Origin of the sequence: Methylobacterium sp. B1, assembly GCF_000333255.1 — a bacterium.
In the GTDB taxonomy this organism is placed as follows: domain Bacteria; phylum Pseudomonadota; class Alphaproteobacteria; order Rhizobiales; family Beijerinckiaceae; genus Methylobacterium; species Methylobacterium fujisawaense.
Map to the genome: position 1 here is coordinate 1 of NZ_BACT01000001.1, position 12801 is coordinate 12801.

The 12801-nt window shown below is 69.2% G+C and carries 17 protein-coding genes; 9 read left to right on the plus strand and 8 right to left on the minus strand.

Translation table 11 applies throughout. The features are described from left to right. A partial coding sequence (locus tag I53_RS00005; protein ID WP_043345202.1) for an FCD domain-containing protein occupies nucleotides 1-249 on the plus strand: 249 nt, incomplete at its 5' end. A gap of 322 nt (nucleotides 250-571) precedes the next feature. Here the strand turns inward: I53_RS00005 and I53_RS00010 are convergent. Together I53_RS00010 and I53_RS00015 are read right to left on the minus strand one after the other, a co-directional pair. Then, on the minus strand, nucleotides 572-943 hold the full coding sequence (locus I53_RS00010; protein WP_043345206.1) for a cell division protein ZapA: 372 nt from the start codon (nucleotides 941-943) through the stop codon (nucleotides 572-574). A gap of 41 nt (nucleotides 944-984) precedes the next feature. Beyond that, nucleotides 985-1269, minus strand: coding sequence for a DUF4164 family protein (locus I53_RS00015; RefSeq protein ID WP_043345208.1), 285 nt, complete (start codon nucleotides 1267-1269; stop codon nucleotides 985-987). A gap of 450 nt (nucleotides 1270-1719) precedes the next feature. Here I53_RS00015 and gap point away from each other — a divergent pair, with 450 nt between their 5' ends. The 7 genes from gap (at nucleotide 1720) to I53_RS00050 (ending at nucleotide 7785) form a co-directional block, all read left to right on the plus strand. Next, nucleotides 1720-2724: a type I glyceraldehyde-3-phosphate dehydrogenase gene (gap, locus tag I53_RS00020; protein WP_043345211.1), complete on the plus strand. Its 1005-nt coding sequence runs from the start codon at nucleotides 1720-1722 to the stop codon at nucleotides 2722-2724. Nucleotides 2725-2813: 89 nt separating this feature from the next. Beyond that, nucleotides 2814-3299 (plus strand): hypothetical protein, encoded by a 486-nt coding sequence (locus tag I53_RS00025; RefSeq protein WP_043345214.1) that lies wholly within the window; start codon nucleotides 2814-2816, stop codon nucleotides 3297-3299. A gap of 35 nt (nucleotides 3300-3334) precedes the next feature. After that, on the plus strand, nucleotides 3335-4537 hold the full coding sequence (gene pgk, locus I53_RS00030; RefSeq protein WP_043345217.1) for a phosphoglycerate kinase: 1203 nt from the start codon (nucleotides 3335-3337) through the stop codon (nucleotides 4535-4537). A gap of 79 nt (nucleotides 4538-4616) precedes the next feature. Then, a complete protein-coding gene (locus I53_RS00035; protein WP_043345219.1) occupies nucleotides 4617-4937 on the plus strand; it encodes a hypothetical protein in 321 nt (106 codons plus the stop codon). Between the two features lie 63 nt (nucleotides 4938-5000). Beyond that, nucleotides 5001-6071 (plus strand): class II fructose-bisphosphate aldolase, encoded by a 1071-nt coding sequence (gene fba / locus I53_RS00040; RefSeq protein WP_043345222.1) that lies wholly within the window; start codon nucleotides 5001-5003, stop codon nucleotides 6069-6071. Nucleotides 6072-6091: 20 nt separating this feature from the next. Further along, entirely contained in the window at nucleotides 6092-6736 is a 645-nt protein-coding gene (locus I53_RS00045; RefSeq protein ID WP_043345224.1) for a thiamine phosphate synthase, read from the plus strand. A gap of 44 nt (nucleotides 6737-6780) precedes the next feature. Next, complete coding sequence (locus I53_RS00050) at nucleotides 6781-7785, plus strand: tetratricopeptide repeat protein (protein ID WP_306307416.1); 1005 nt, start codon at nucleotides 6781-6783, stop codon at nucleotides 7783-7785. A gap of 3 nt (nucleotides 7786-7788) precedes the next feature. On the opposite strand, the gene I53_RS00055 is transcribed toward I53_RS00050, so the two are convergent. From I53_RS00055 to I53_RS00065, 3 genes are read right to left on the minus strand one after another with little or no spacing between them, the layout of a single operon-like run. Further along, nucleotides 7789-8229, minus strand: coding sequence for a cupin domain-containing protein (locus tag I53_RS00055; RefSeq protein ID WP_051044584.1), 441 nt, complete (start codon nucleotides 8227-8229; stop codon nucleotides 7789-7791). After that, nucleotides 8226-8639 (minus strand): carboxymuconolactone decarboxylase family protein, encoded by a 414-nt coding sequence (locus tag I53_RS00060; RefSeq protein WP_043345227.1) that lies wholly within the window; start codon nucleotides 8637-8639, stop codon nucleotides 8226-8228. The genes I53_RS00055 and I53_RS00060 overlap by 4 nt, the downstream gene beginning before the upstream one ends. Nucleotides 8640-8666: 27 nt before the next feature. Next, a complete protein-coding gene (locus I53_RS00065; RefSeq protein WP_043345230.1) occupies nucleotides 8667-9092 on the minus strand; it encodes a DUF779 domain-containing protein in 426 nt (141 codons plus the stop codon). Nucleotides 9093-9240: 148 nt separating this feature from the next. Between I53_RS00065 and I53_RS00070 the strand changes: the two genes are divergently transcribed. Continuing rightward, nucleotides 9241-9534, plus strand: coding sequence for a hypothetical protein (locus I53_RS00070; RefSeq protein ID WP_043345233.1), 294 nt, complete (start codon nucleotides 9241-9243; stop codon nucleotides 9532-9534). Between the two features lie 81 nt (nucleotides 9535-9615). On the opposite strand, the gene adh is transcribed toward I53_RS00070, so the two are convergent. The 3 genes from adh to I53_RS00085 form a co-directional block, all read right to left on the minus strand. Further along, nucleotides 9616-11139: an aldehyde dehydrogenase gene (gene adh / locus I53_RS00075; RefSeq protein WP_043345235.1), complete on the minus strand. Its 1524-nt coding sequence runs from the start codon at nucleotides 11137-11139 to the stop codon at nucleotides 9616-9618. A 310-nt stretch (nucleotides 11140-11449) separates the two neighbouring features. Next, nucleotides 11450-11797, minus strand: coding sequence for a DUF3325 domain-containing protein (locus I53_RS00080; protein WP_043345237.1), 348 nt, complete (start codon nucleotides 11795-11797; stop codon nucleotides 11450-11452). Continuing rightward, on the minus strand, nucleotides 11794-12801 hold a 1008-nt coding region (locus tag I53_RS00085; protein WP_251982156.1), incomplete at its 5' end, for a PepSY-associated TM helix domain-containing protein. The genes I53_RS00080 and I53_RS00085, both read right to left, overlap by 4 nt.

Consider the following 12801-nt stretch of genomic DNA (forward strand, 5'->3'; position numbering starts at 1 on the left):
GAGGCGCTCTACACGGCGACCCACAACGGCTTCATGGCCGAGCAGGCCCTGGCGATCCGCGAGCGCCTCGCCGCGTTCCGGCGCACGCAGCTCCGCCACGCCGACCGGATCCGCCGCTCGCGGGAGGAGCACGGCGAGATCCTGGCGGCGATCGCCGAAGGGGACGGCGAGACGGCCGCCCGGCGTATGCGCGCCCACATGCTCCGGGCGGCGGCGGCGCTGGGGCGCTACATCGCCGAGACGGAATGAGGTTTTCGACAGCGATGATCGGTCCGGCGCGGCAACCCGGCCCCGGACGGCCTCACGGTTGCGCGAAGACCAGTCCGACCACGAACCGAAAGGGCCTCGAACGGTCGATCAGCACCGGCAGCCGGTGACGGTCGTGTTCAAGGGGACCGGCGTCGTGCCCGCATCCACGTCAGTCCAGAGGGGTGAGGATTCCCGAAAATCCCGCCGCTTTCGGCGCCGCCGGGGTCGGATTGCGGTCCGCGATTGGCTCGCGCGCGGCGGCGGACGGCGAACCGGTTCGACAGTGCAAGCGTCCGGGTCCTTGTCGGTCACGTGGTGTCGTTCACGTGCGCGGACTCACCCCGCCGAGCGCGTCGGCGAGCTTTCCGATATGCTCGGCCGCTCGCCCGATTCCGACGGCCGCCCGCTCGGCATCCTCCGCTCGCCCCCGCTCGGCAGCCTCGGCAGCAGCGCGCAACGCCGCGACGTCGGTCTCGAGGGTCGCGTACCGCATGCGCAGCTCCGCGAGCTCGTCGACAATGGTCAACGCCGCCATGACCTGAAGGCGCATGTCCCCGATCTCGCCGAAGCTCTTGCGCATCTCGCCGATGCGCCCGTCGAGGGTGGCGGCGAGGCCGGTGAGATGCGCCTCCTCCCCCTCCCCGCAGGCCATGCGGTAAGAGCGGCCATCAATGGTCACGTTGATCTGCGGCAAAGGCGGCTCCGCTGTGCGCTCGACAGGCGTAGGCGTGGGGATCAGGCGCGCCCGAGCACATCCTGGACGGTCTCGATCGCCCGGTCGAGCCGATGCCCGACCTCCCCCGTAGTCGCCGAGACGGTGGCGAGACGGGCGCTCGCAGCGTCGAGAGCCGCGGCGAGGCGGGCCCGATCCTCATCCATCAGCGCGAGTTCCGCATCCCGGTCGTCGGGCTGCGCGGCCACCTCAAGGCGGCGCTGGACGACGGTATCCAGGCGGTTGATGGCCGCCTCGAGGCGGCGGAGGGCGTCGTCGATGGAACGGAGCTCGGTCTCGTCGGCCATGGTTCTGTGTCTACCTCGACAGCAAGCTTTCCGTCGAATGCAGCCGAAATTCCAGGGGGAAATGGCCTTCGATCCCCGATCCGGGTGAACTCCGAATGGATCGTGCCGATCCCTGTTTATTGGACGGTGGATCGAAGGTCTTTGTCACGGCGACGCGTTTGACAGGTCGAGGCTCCATGCTAGACAGCCGCGCGATCCCGAGAGGGACCGCGCGAGATATGCCGGAGGGCCGGTCCGCGACAGTTCCGAGGCCTCAGCCGGCACCGTCCGATCCGACGGTCACGCGCGTGGAAGCCCGGCCTCTCCCGGTCCGGTTCATCGCAGGTTCAAACCCGCCCGCACAGATCCCGCCCGGCCCGGCCCGGACGGTATGGCGGGCCGCCGAGACCGCTCCGCGGACCACCCCCCAGGTCCGGCGCGCGGCGAGCCGCATCAGGAAGGAGTCACGCCGTGACGAAGGTTGCCATCAACGGGTTCGGACGCATCGGCCGCAACGTCCTGCGCGCGATCGCGGAGGCCGGCCGCAGCGACATCGAGGTCGTGGCGATCAACGATCTCGGCCCGGTGGAGACCAACGCCCACCTGCTCCGCTACGACTCCGTGCACGGCCGCTTCCCCGGCGAGGTCGCCGTGGACGGCGAGTTCCTGGTGGTGAACGGCAAGCGCATCAAGGTGACGGCCGTGCGCAACCCGGCCGAGCTGCCGCACCGCGACCTCGGCGTCGACATCGCGCTGGAATGCACCGGCATCTTCACCTCGAAGGACAAGGCGAAGGCCCATCTCGACGCCGGCGCCAAGCGCGTCCTCGTCTCGGCCCCGGCCGACGGCGCCGACCTGACGGTGGTCTACGGCGTCAACCACGACAAGCTCACGGGCGAGCACCACGTCGTGTCGAACGCCTCCTGCACCACCAACTGCCTGGCGCCGGTCGCCCAGGTGCTGGACGCGGCGGTCGGCATCGAGCGCGGCTTCATGACCACGATCCACTCCTACACCAACGACCAGCCCTCGCTGGACCAGATGCACAAGGATCTCTACCGGGCCCGCGCCGCGGCGCTCTCGATGATCCCGACCTCGACCGGCGCCGCGAAGGCCGTCGGCCTCGTGCTGCCGGAGCTGAAGGGCAAGCTCGACGGCACCGCGATCCGCGTGCCGACCCCGAACGTCTCGGCGGTGGACCTCGTCTTCACGGCCAAGCGCGCGACGACGGTCCAGGAGATCAACGACGCCATCAAGGCCGCCGCGGCCGGCCCGCTCAAGGGCGTGCTGGGCGTCACCGACCGGCCGAACGTCTCGATCGACTTCAACCACGACCCCCATTCCTCGACCTTCCACCTCGACCAGACCAAGGTGATGGACGGCGTGCTGGTGCGCATCCTGACCTGGTACGACAACGAGTGGGGCTTCTCGAACCGCATGGCCGACACCGCCGTGGCGATGGCCAAGCTCATCTGAGCCGGACTGCAGCGGTCGCCGCCTCCTGAGAGGTCGGCGGCCGCACCACTCTTCGGACGGCCTTTCTTCGAACCAGGGACTCTCCAGGGATGACCGACGCTTCGCAGGGCACGTCGAGCGGGCCGGCTGCCGTGCCGCCCGCCCCCAGGCCGGCTCCGCCGCCGCCCGCCACACCCGCCGCCGCACCGACTGCGGCCCCTGCCGCATCCGCGGTCCCGTCCCACCCGCTTCCGGCCAACCAGCTCTTCGATCAGCTCGCGCGGATCGAGGACAAGTGTTCGCGGATCGAGGACAAGTATGCCCGCTCCGAGGCTCTGCTGTCCCGAGTCGAGGACAAGGTCGAGAATGCGGCGAACCGGATGAATGAATCGGCGCGCCAGTCCGACCTGGCGGCACTCCGGACGGAGATGCGCGGCCTCGCCGAGCGCACCCGGCGCCTGCCCGGGACCGGCGCCCTCGTCCTTACCGCCGTGATCACCGCCATCCTGACCGTGGTCCTGATGGTCGCCGTCCAGCGTCTGAATCTCGACCGCCTGCTGCCGCAGCGGGCCACCATCGGCACCACCGCGCAGTAATCGCCCTCGCCCCGCACAGGACCGCACCAGACCGCATGAGCGCCTTCCGCACCCTCGACGATGCCGGCTCCCTCAAGGGCAAGCGGGTCCTCATGCGCGTCGATCTGAACGTGCCCATGGAGAACGGGCGGGTGACCGACGCGACCCGCATCGCGCGCGTCGCGCCGACGATCCGCGAGGTCGCCGAGCAGGGCGCCAGGGTGATCCTCCTGGCTCATTTCGGCCGGCCGAAGGGCAAGCGCGAGCCGAAGGATTCGCTGGAGCCGGTGGTCCCGGCCCTCGGCGCGGCCCTCGGGCGCACCGTCGCCTTCGCGGCGGATTGCGTGGGCGACGCCGCCGCGCAGGCGGTGGCGGCCCTGAAGGACGGCGACGTACTCCTTCTAGAGAACACCCGCTATCATCCCGGCGAGGAAACGAACGACGCGGCTTTCGCGGACGCCCTGGCGGCGAACGGCGACGTCTACGTCAACGAGGCCTTCTCGGCAGCCCACCGCGCCCACGCCTCCACCGAGGGTCTGGCGCACCGGTTGCCGGCCTATGCCGGCCGCGAGATGCAGGCCGAGCTCGACGCGCTGACCAAGGGCCTGGAATCGCCCCAGCGCCCGGTGATCGCGCTTGTCGGCGGCGCCAAGGTCTCGTCCAAGATCGATCTCCTGGAGAACCTCGTCGCCAAGGTCGACATGCTGGTGATCGGCGGCGGCATGGCCAACACGTTCCTGCACGCGCAGGGCAAGGCGGTGGGCAAGTCCCTCTGTGAGAAGGATCTCGCCGAGACCGCCACGCGCATCCTGGCGGCGGCCGAGAAGGCCGGCTGCCGGATCATCCTGCCGGTCGACGCGGTCGCCGCGACCGAGTTCAAGGCGCAGGCTCCCCACGAGACCGTGCCGGTGGATTCCGTGCCGGACGCGAGCATGATCCTCGATGCCGGTCCGCGCTCGGTCGCCGAGATCAACGCCGCCATCGACGGGGCCAAGACCCTGGTGTGGAACGGCCCGCTGGGCGCCTTCGAGCTGACCCCATTCGACGCCGCCACCGTGGCCGCCGCCAAGCACGCGGCCGCGCGGACGAAGGATGGCCAGCTCGTCTCGGTTGCGGGCGGCGGCGACACCGTGGCCGCGCTCAACCATGCCGGCGTGGCGCAGGACTTCACCTACGTCTCGACCGCCGGCGGCGCCTTCCTCGAATGGCTTGAGGGCAAGGCCCTCCCGGGCGTCGAGGCGCTGCGGGCGAAGGGCTGAGACGGCCACCTTGCTCTCCTCCCCCATTGGCCCGACCCTATCTATACTGCCGGGCTTGATCAGCCGGGGGGCCGGGGCGATGGGTGACGATGGGGAGAACGCGAGCCTCAAGAATCTGAGGGGCATCCAGGCGAGCCTGGCGGATCTGCCGTCCGAGACGATGACGCGCTTCGACAGGCTCGAGGCGCGGATCGATCGTCTGAACGCGGCCGGGATGCGCGTGACGATGCGGGCCACGGCGGTAAGGTTCGACGCGCGGGTCAGCGAGGTCGAGGACCGCGTCGCAGCCCAAGAAAGCCGGACCGACCGGGGATCATCCGCCGAAAGAATGGCCTGCGCCGCGTCGGAGATTGACCGAAAGCAAGGCACCCGGCAGAGCGAAACGATACAGCTCAGCTGAGGGCCTCACCGCGCCTCCGGCGATCGGGCGGACAACGAAACGGGAAACGGGAAGACACGCACGATGGCACGCATCACCCTCCGGCAGCTCCTCGATCACGCCGCTGAGTACGAGTACGGCGTGCCCGCCTTCAACCTGAACAACATGGAACAGGGGCTCGCCATCATGGCGGCCGCCGATGCCACCGACTCGCCGGTCATCCTTCAGGCGAGCCGTGGCGCCCGCGCCTACGCCAACGACGTCGTGCTGGCCAAGCTGATCGACGGCCTCGTCGAGATCTACCCGCACATCCCCGTCTGCATGCATCTCGACCACGGCAACAACGAAGCCACCTGTGCCACCGCGATCCAGTATGGCTTCACCTCGGTGATGATGGACGGCTCGCTGAAGGCCGACGGCAAGACCCCGGCCGACTACAACTACAACGTCGAGATCACCCGCAACGTCACCAAGATGGCCCACTGGGCCGGCGTCTCGGTCGAGGGTGAGCTGGGCGTGCTCGGCTCGCTGGAGAGCGGCCAGGGCGAGGCCGAGGACGGCCATGGCGCCGAGGGTACGCTCAGCCACGACCAGCTCCTGACCGACCCGGAGGAGGCGGTGAAGTTCGTCGAGGCCACCAAGGTGGACGCGCTGGCGGTGGCCATGGGCACGAGCCACGGCGCCTACAAGTTCACCCGCAAGCCCGACGGCGAGGTGCTGGCGATGAACGTGATCGAGGAGATCCACCGCCGCCTGCCGACGACCCACCTCGTCATGCACGGTTCCTCGTCGGTGCCGCAGGACCTGCAGGACATCATCAACCAGTACGGCGGCCAGATGAAGCCGACCTGGGGCGTTCCGGTCGAGGAGATCCAGCGCGGCATCAAGCACGGCGTGCGCAAGATCAACATCGACACCGACAACCGCATGGCGATGACCGGTCAGATCCGGAAGGTCCTCACCGAGAACCCCTCCGAATTCGACCCGCGCAAGTACCTGAAGCCCGCCATGGAGGCGATGACCAAGCTCTGCAAGCAGCGCTTCGAGGAGTTCAACACCGCCGGCAAGGGCTCGAAGATCCGGCCGATCTCGGTCGCCGAGATGGCCAAGCGCTACGCCAGCGGCGCCCTGGATCCGAAGATCGGCGCGCGGTAAGGCGCCGGTTGTCGCCCCCGATGAGCACCAATGCCAGCCTCGCCCTTCTCGGACCGCACGGTCTCGACGCCGAGGGACTCGAAGGCTTCGTGGCGGCCCTGAAGGCCGCCTGCGAAGCGGGCGATGTCGCCGCCGTGATCCTGCGGCTCGCCGCCACCGACGAGCGCGGGCTGACGGCCCGCGTGAAGGCGGTCGCTCCGGTGGCGCAGGAGCGGGGCGCGGCCCTGGTCGTGGCCTGTCCGGGTTTCACGGGTGATCTCGCCACGGTGGCGATCCGCGGCGGCGCCGATGGCATTCATGTCGACAAGCCTCGCGACCTGAAGGATCTGCGCGGCCGGCTGCGCGACGGGCGCATCCTCGGTGCTGGAGGCATCGAGACCAAGCATGGCGCCATGGAAGCCGGCGAGGCGGGTATCGACTATCTGATGTTCGGCGGGCTGTATCCGGACGGTGTCGCGCCGGAGGCGGAGACCGTCCGGGCCCGCGCCACCTGGTGGGCCGAAATCTTCGAGACGCCGTGCATCGCGGTCGCCGTCGCCGCCGACGAGATCGGGCCGCTCGGCGCGACAGGCGCGGAGTTCGTGGGATTGGAGAGCGGCCTCTGGCTGTCGGATCCGGCAGCCGTCGAGCGGGCGCAGCGCGTCCTTCGGGAGGCTGCCGCGTGAGGCGCCGCAACGCCCCTCATCTGTTGGCTTTCGTCGGAGCGGCAGTGCTCGCTCTGCCGACCTGGGCCGTCTCCGCTCCGGCCGACCCGGCCGCGACCGCGGCGCCCGGATCGATCGGGTCCACCGCGCAGACCGGCAAGAAGCCGATGCCGGAACTGCCGAGCCCCTATACGCCGAACTACACCCGGGGCGCCGTGCCGCCGCAGGGCGGTCAGCCGCCGGATCTCGCCTACGGCGCCTATCAGAAAGGCCAGTACGTCACGGCCTTCCGCGAGGCGACGAAGCGCATCGAGGCGAATCCGAAGGACGCCGCCGCCATGACGCTTCTCGGGGAGCTGTACAACCAGGGCCTCGGCGTGAAGCAGGACCCGGTGAAGGCCGCCGACTGGTATCGTCTGGCCGCCGCACAGAACGACCCGTCCGCCATGGCATCCCTCGGGCTCATGGCGCTCGACGGACGCGGTATGCCGAAAGATCCGAAGGCCGGGCGCCGATGGCTGGAACAGGCCACGTCCCAAGGCTCGCCGACCGCCGCCTACAATCTCGGCCTGATCCTGATCGGCACCGGGGCCACGGCCGACGAGGCGGCGGCCGCCGCGCAGTTCCGCAAGGCGGCCGATGCGGAGATCGGCCCCGCGCAGCACGATCTGGGCGTTCTCTACCTGCAGGGGCGCGGGGTGCCGAAGGATCCGTCCAAGGCGGCGGAGTTGTTCCGGCGCGGCGCCGACAATGGCGATCTCGCCAGTGAGGTCGAGTACGCGATCCTTCTGTTCAACGGCACCGGCGTCACCAAGGACGAGCGGGCGGCCGCCCGCTATTTCCTGCACGCGGCCTCGCGCGGCAACGCCATCGCGCAGAACCGCGTCGCGCGCCTCTACGCGGTCGGCCGTGGCGTCGCCAAGAATCCCGTCGAGGCTGCGGCCTGGAACCTTGCCGCTGCCGGACAGGGCCTGTCCGACGCGTGGCTGGATCAGACGCTGTCCGGCCTTTCCGCCGACGAGCGCTCGCGCGCCGAGCGCCTCGCCAATGAGCGGATCGAGCAGCGCTGAGCGCTACCCCTCGGCCTTGGACCAGTCGACACCGGCCTCGAGGTGCGGCAGCAGGACGACGCTCTCCTGCTCGTTGGGATCCGTCCGGGCGATCACGGCTGTGACGGGCTCCGTCTGGCTGCGGTTGTAAGGCAGGTGCGGCACGTCGGCGGCGATATAGACGAACTCGCCGGCTCCCGCGATCGCGTGATGCTCAAGCCGTTCGCCCCAGAAACAGCCTGACACGCCCGACAGCACGTAGATCGCCGTCTCGTGCGATTCGTGCTTGTGCGCATGGGCACGCTCCCCGGGCGGTATCTCCAGAAGCTGCATGTGCAGCGCCTTCGAGCCCACGGCTTCGGCGGAAACCGCCGGCCGGTAGATGTGCCCCTGCTTGCCGCGGAAGGGCGCACTCTCGCGCACCACCCGGAAACCCTGCTCCCCTTGACCGGACACGGAACTCATGGACCTTCCTCCACTCTGAAGGCGGGATCGACCGGGATCTGCATGCCGTTCACCAGCGCGTTGGTCTGGTTGGCCATGCCGACCACCGCCAGGAACTCGCCGTGCTGCGCGTCCGTCAAGCCCTTGGCCCGCGCAGCGGCGGTGTGGGAATGGATGCAGTACGGACATCCATTGGCGATCGAGACCGCGATGTAGACCAGCTCTTTGGTCAGGGGATCGAGTGTTCCCGGTCCCATGACGGTCTTCAGGACGGACCAGGTCCGTTCGAGCAGTGCCGGATCGTTGGCGAGGCCCCGCCAGAAATTGTTGATGAAGTCGGAGCCGCGGGTCGCCCGGATGTCGGCGAACACGGCGCCGATGCGCGGGTCGGTTTCGGCCTCGGCATCGGACCAGAGTTTGACGGTGGCCATCGTGCCCCCTCTCCGCGAAGCTCGTCCTCAGAGTTTGCAGGCCCCTTCGAGGGCCCGGTTCTCCGCGTCGGAGAACAGGCGCGAGCGAATATGGAAGCGCTTCTCGCGTCCATTCTCCAGCGAGAACATGCCGCCGCGCCCCGGCACCACATCGAGGAGCAGGTGGGTGTGCTTCCAGACCTCGAATTGCGACCGGCTGATGAAGAACTCGGCGCCGCCGACGGTGCCGAGTCGGACGTCCCCGTCGCTCACCAGGAAATCACCGACGGGGTAGCACATGGGCGAAGAGCCGTCGCAGCAGCCGCCGGACTGATGGAACATGACCGGGCCGTACTCGCTCCGCAACTCGTCGATGAGGGCGAGAGCCGCCGGGGTGGCGGTCACCCGCAGGGGTGTTCCGTCGGCGCCGGCCTGCTCGGCGACGTTGGCGTCCAAGGTCTGATCCGAATTCATGCCATCCTCCCCAGTCGATGTTGAAATATGCGCGGTTGCCGGCGGGTTTCCACCGCAACGCGAGCGAATGCAGGTCCCGAAACGTCGCGATGCGCGTTGTGTCGACGGAGGGCGGCGGTTGCCGCCCGACGCCTCGGGAGCGCCCGTCATGTCAGTTCTCAGAAAAGCCGCCTGCGTTGTCCTTGCCCTGACCGGTCTCGCCGGGCCCGCCGCCGCCGAACCGCTGTCGCTCCGCGTCCCGCCGCGCGAACAGCCGCTGTTCGTCCAGCATGCGTGGCGCGTCGCGGGGAATCCCAACGTCACGCCCGACAATCCCATGGGTGTCGTCGGCTGGGACGGTCCGCCGGACGACGTGCCCAGCGTCAGCGGCGATGCCGGCCCGATGGCGCCGGGCTCGATCGTCAACGCCCCCTTCGAGGGCTACGGCTACGGCCTCTACTGAGCGCGGTGTTGCTGGATCGAAAAAGCCCCGGCCGTGAGGCCGGGGCTGAAGTTGTCTCGGGGGGTTAACCCGGGAAGAAGCTCAGAAGAAACCGAGCTTCTTGGCCGAGTAGCTGACCAGCATGTTCTTGGTCTGCTGGTAGTGATCGAGCATCATCTTGTGGGTCTCACGGCCGATGCCGGACTGCTTGTAGCCGCCGAAGGCCGCGTGAGCCGGGTAGGCGTGGTAGCAGTTCGTCCAGACGCGGCCGGCCTGGATCGCCCGGCCGAAGCGATAGGCGCGGGTTCCGTCGCGGGTCCAGACGCCGGCGCCGAGGCCGTAGAGCGTGTCGTTGGCGATCGCGAGCGCCTCGGCATCGTCCTTGAAGGTCGTGACCGACAGGACCGGGCCGAAGATCTCCTCCTGGAAGATCCGCATCTTGTTGTGGCCGCGGAACACCGTCGGCTTCACGTAGAAGCCCTCGGCGAACTCGCCCTCCTTGACGTTGCGCTCGCCGCCGGTGAGCAGCTGGGCGCCCTCCTGCTTGCCGATGTCGATGTAGCTGAGGATCTTCTCCATCTGCTCGCCCGAAGCCTGGGCGCCGATCATCGTGGCCGGATCGAGGGGCGAGCCCTGCGTGATCGCCTCGACGCGCTTCACCGCCCGCTCCATGAAGCGGTCGTAGATCGACTCATGGACGAGCGCGCGGCTCGGGCAGGTGCAGACCTCGCCCTGGTTGAGGGCGAACATCGTGAAGCCTTCGAGCGCCTTGTCGAAGAAGTCGTCGTCCTCGTTCGCCACGTCGGCAAAGAAGATGTTCGGCGACTTGCCACCGAGTTCCAGCGTCACCGGGATCAGGTTCTGCGACGCATACTGCATGATGAGGCGGCCGGTGGTCGTCTCACCCGTGAAGGCGATCTTGGCGATCCGCGGCGAGGAGGCGAGCGGCTTGCCGGCCTCCAGGCCGAAGCCGTTGACGATGTTGAGCACGCCCGGCGGCAGCAGGTCGCCGATGATCTCGGCCAGCACCAGCACAGAGGCCGGGGTCTGCTCGGCGGGCTTCAAGACCACGCAATTGCCGGCGGCGAGCGCCGGGGCGAGCTTCCACACCGCCATCAGGATCGGGAAGTTCCACGGGATGATCTGGCCGACCACGCCCAGCGGCTCGTGGAAATGGTAGGCGACCGTGTCGTGATCGATCTCGGAGATCGAGCCTTCCTGCGCCCGCACGCAGCCGGCGAAGTAGCGGAAGTGGTCGATGGCCAGCGGGATGTCGGCGTGGGTCGTCTCGCGGATCGGCTTGCCGTTGTCCCAGGTCTCGGCGAGGGCGAGCAGATCGAGGTTCTCCTCCATCCGGTCGGCCATCTTGAGGAGGATGCGGGCGCGTTCGGCCGGCGCCGTGCGGCCCCAGGCCTCCTTGGCGGCATGGGCGGCGTCGAGCGCCTTCTCGACATCCTGCGCGTCGGAGCGGGCCACCTCGCACACCACCTTGCCGGTGATCGGGGAGGTGTTCTCGAAGTAGCGGCCGGCCGCGGGAGCGACCCACTGGCCGCCGATGAAGTTCTCGTAGCGGGCCGAGAACGGCGACTTGACCTTGGCGTCGCCGAGGAATTCCGGCTTGTTCATCGCTGTGTTCCCTCCATAGGCCCCGGCCTCGCGAACCGCGGCTCTTGGGCTTAAGCTGGCGCTCGGGCGACCGATCGTCGGGGCCGCATCCGCTTCCGCTCTGTTCGCAGCCAATGGCTTTTGGCCTGCCGAATCAAGGTGGACTTTTGGCCAGTGCGCGAGTGGGCCGATCCTACGCTCTTCCGGACCTCACCGCGAGCGGACAGATATCCTCGGCGTCGGAGTGGTCCGAGCCGCCTTCAAAGGCCATTCCCGCGTCCCGATGACCGTTCGACTCACCACCGACCGACGAAGTTTCCGATGCGCCTGCTTACCTGAGCAGGGCGAGCGGAGCGGCCGCCGCCGCGAGCGGCAGCGCCGCCAGTGCCGCGTTGCGCAGCCAGGTCGGCCGATAGGCGATGAACGCCACCACGATTAAGGCGGACCCGGTCAGCGATCCGATCCACTGCACCGGGCCGAAATTCCAGCCGGCCGCCGCGATGGCCGCCGCGAACGAGAGGGCGAGCCCGCACCAGCCTGCCATCCGCAAGCTGGCGACGCGCCGGTCCGGGACGCTGATCCGGTAGGCCGCCCGGTGATGCCGGTCGAGGCTGAGGGCCAGGGCGGCGAAGCCCGAGAAACTCAGGAGAAGGCTGAGGATCAGTGCGGCCGCGGTCATGCTTCCGCCGCCCGGGACAGGCTGGGCTGGCCGTGCCGCGATTCCGCCGGCCGTCGCCGTGCCGCCAGCCGGGAGCCCGCAACAAGGGCCAGACCCACAGCCACCATCGCCGCATCGAAGCCGAGGAACCGGTTCTGGCCGACGAGGACCGCATCGACCAACGGGATCGCCAGGAAGGCGCAGGCCGCCACCCTGAGGGCGACTGGCCACGCCCGCTGTCGCGGATACAGGGCTGCGGCGAGCGCCGCGGCGACCCAGGCGGCGAAGAATACGCGGACTTCCCAATCGGCCCGGGCCTCGAGCCCGTAGGGCAGCAGACGGTTGGCCAGAAAATAGGCCGCGAGTCCCACCGGCAGCCCCGCGATAGTGCCGAGGTTGAGGAATCGCACGAGCCGTAGACCGAATCGGTCGGGATCCGCGCCCTTGGGCGCCCGCGCCACGGTCCAGAGGACCAGCCCGCTCGCAACCGTGGCCGCGCCCATCACGCCGCAGAGGAAGAACACGAGACGCAACGGAGCGGCCGCGAAATGCGCCTCGTGCAGCCCCGCCATCACGGCGGCCGTCCGGGTCGCGGCGCCAGCGTCGCTGACGCGCGCAAGTTCCGCGCCGGTTCTGGCCGCATAGACGATCTGCGGATGGAGATGCGCCAGCCCATGCGGCTCCTCGAAATACGCCGTCGCGGTCGCATTGGCGTCCCCGGGAAGCGTCACCATCAGCATCTCGGGCGTCTCGCCGCCCGCCGCGCTGGCGCGCGCCACGATCTCGCCCAAGGGGAGCGGCGCGCCCGGACGCCCGGCGGGGCCGGCTCCCGGCGCCGCCAATCCCGCCTCCGCATAGTACCGGAGCAGGTCGTCGCCGTAGACGGCCTTCACGCCCCAGGGCATGAGCATCGACGACAGAGTGACGAGGCCCGTGTAGACGATCATCAGGTGGAAGGGCAGCGCCAGAACGCCCATCACGTGTGGGCGTCGAGCCAGCCGCGCTGGACGGACTGTCCCGGCGAA

Bases quoted from the DNA above. Each gene is read 5' to 3' on its own strand.
- I53_RS00015 (WP_043345208.1), bottom strand. From the start codon at position 1,269: ATGGCCGACGAGACCGAGCTCCGTTCCATCGACGACGCCCTCCGCCGC.
- I53_RS00025 (WP_043345214.1), top strand. From the start codon at position 2,814: ATGACCGACGCTTCGCAGGGCACGTCGAGCGGGCCGGCTGCCGTGCCG.
- pgk (WP_043345217.1), top strand. From the start codon at position 3,335: ATGAGCGCCTTCCGCACCCTCGACGATGCCGGCTCCCTCAAGGGCAAG.
- I53_RS00035 (WP_043345219.1), top strand. From the start codon at position 4,617: ATGGGTGACGATGGGGAGAACGCGAGCCTCAAGAATCTGAGGGGCATC.
- fba (WP_043345222.1), top strand. From the start codon at position 5,001: ATGGCACGCATCACCCTCCGGCAGCTCCTCGATCACGCCGCTGAGTAC.
- I53_RS00045 (WP_043345224.1), top strand. From the start codon at position 6,092: ATGAGCACCAATGCCAGCCTCGCCCTTCTCGGACCGCACGGTCTCGAC.
- I53_RS00055 (WP_051044584.1), bottom strand. From the start codon at position 8,229: ATGAGTTCCGTGTCCGGTCAAGGGGAGCAGGGTTTCCGGGTGGTGCGC.
- I53_RS00060 (WP_043345227.1), bottom strand. From the start codon at position 8,639: ATGGCCACCGTCAAACTCTGGTCCGATGCCGAGGCCGAAACCGACCCG.
- I53_RS00065 (WP_043345230.1), bottom strand. From the start codon at position 9,092: ATGAATTCGGATCAGACCTTGGACGCCAACGTCGCCGAGCAGGCCGGC.
- I53_RS00070 (WP_043345233.1), top strand. From the start codon at position 9,241: ATGTCAGTTCTCAGAAAAGCCGCCTGCGTTGTCCTTGCCCTGACCGGT.
- adh (WP_043345235.1), bottom strand. From the start codon at position 11,139: ATGAACAAGCCGGAATTCCTCGGCGACGCCAAGGTCAAGTCGCCGTTC.
- I53_RS00080 (WP_043345237.1), bottom strand. From the start codon at position 11,797: ATGACCGCGGCCGCACTGATCCTCAGCCTTCTCCTGAGTTTCTCGGGC.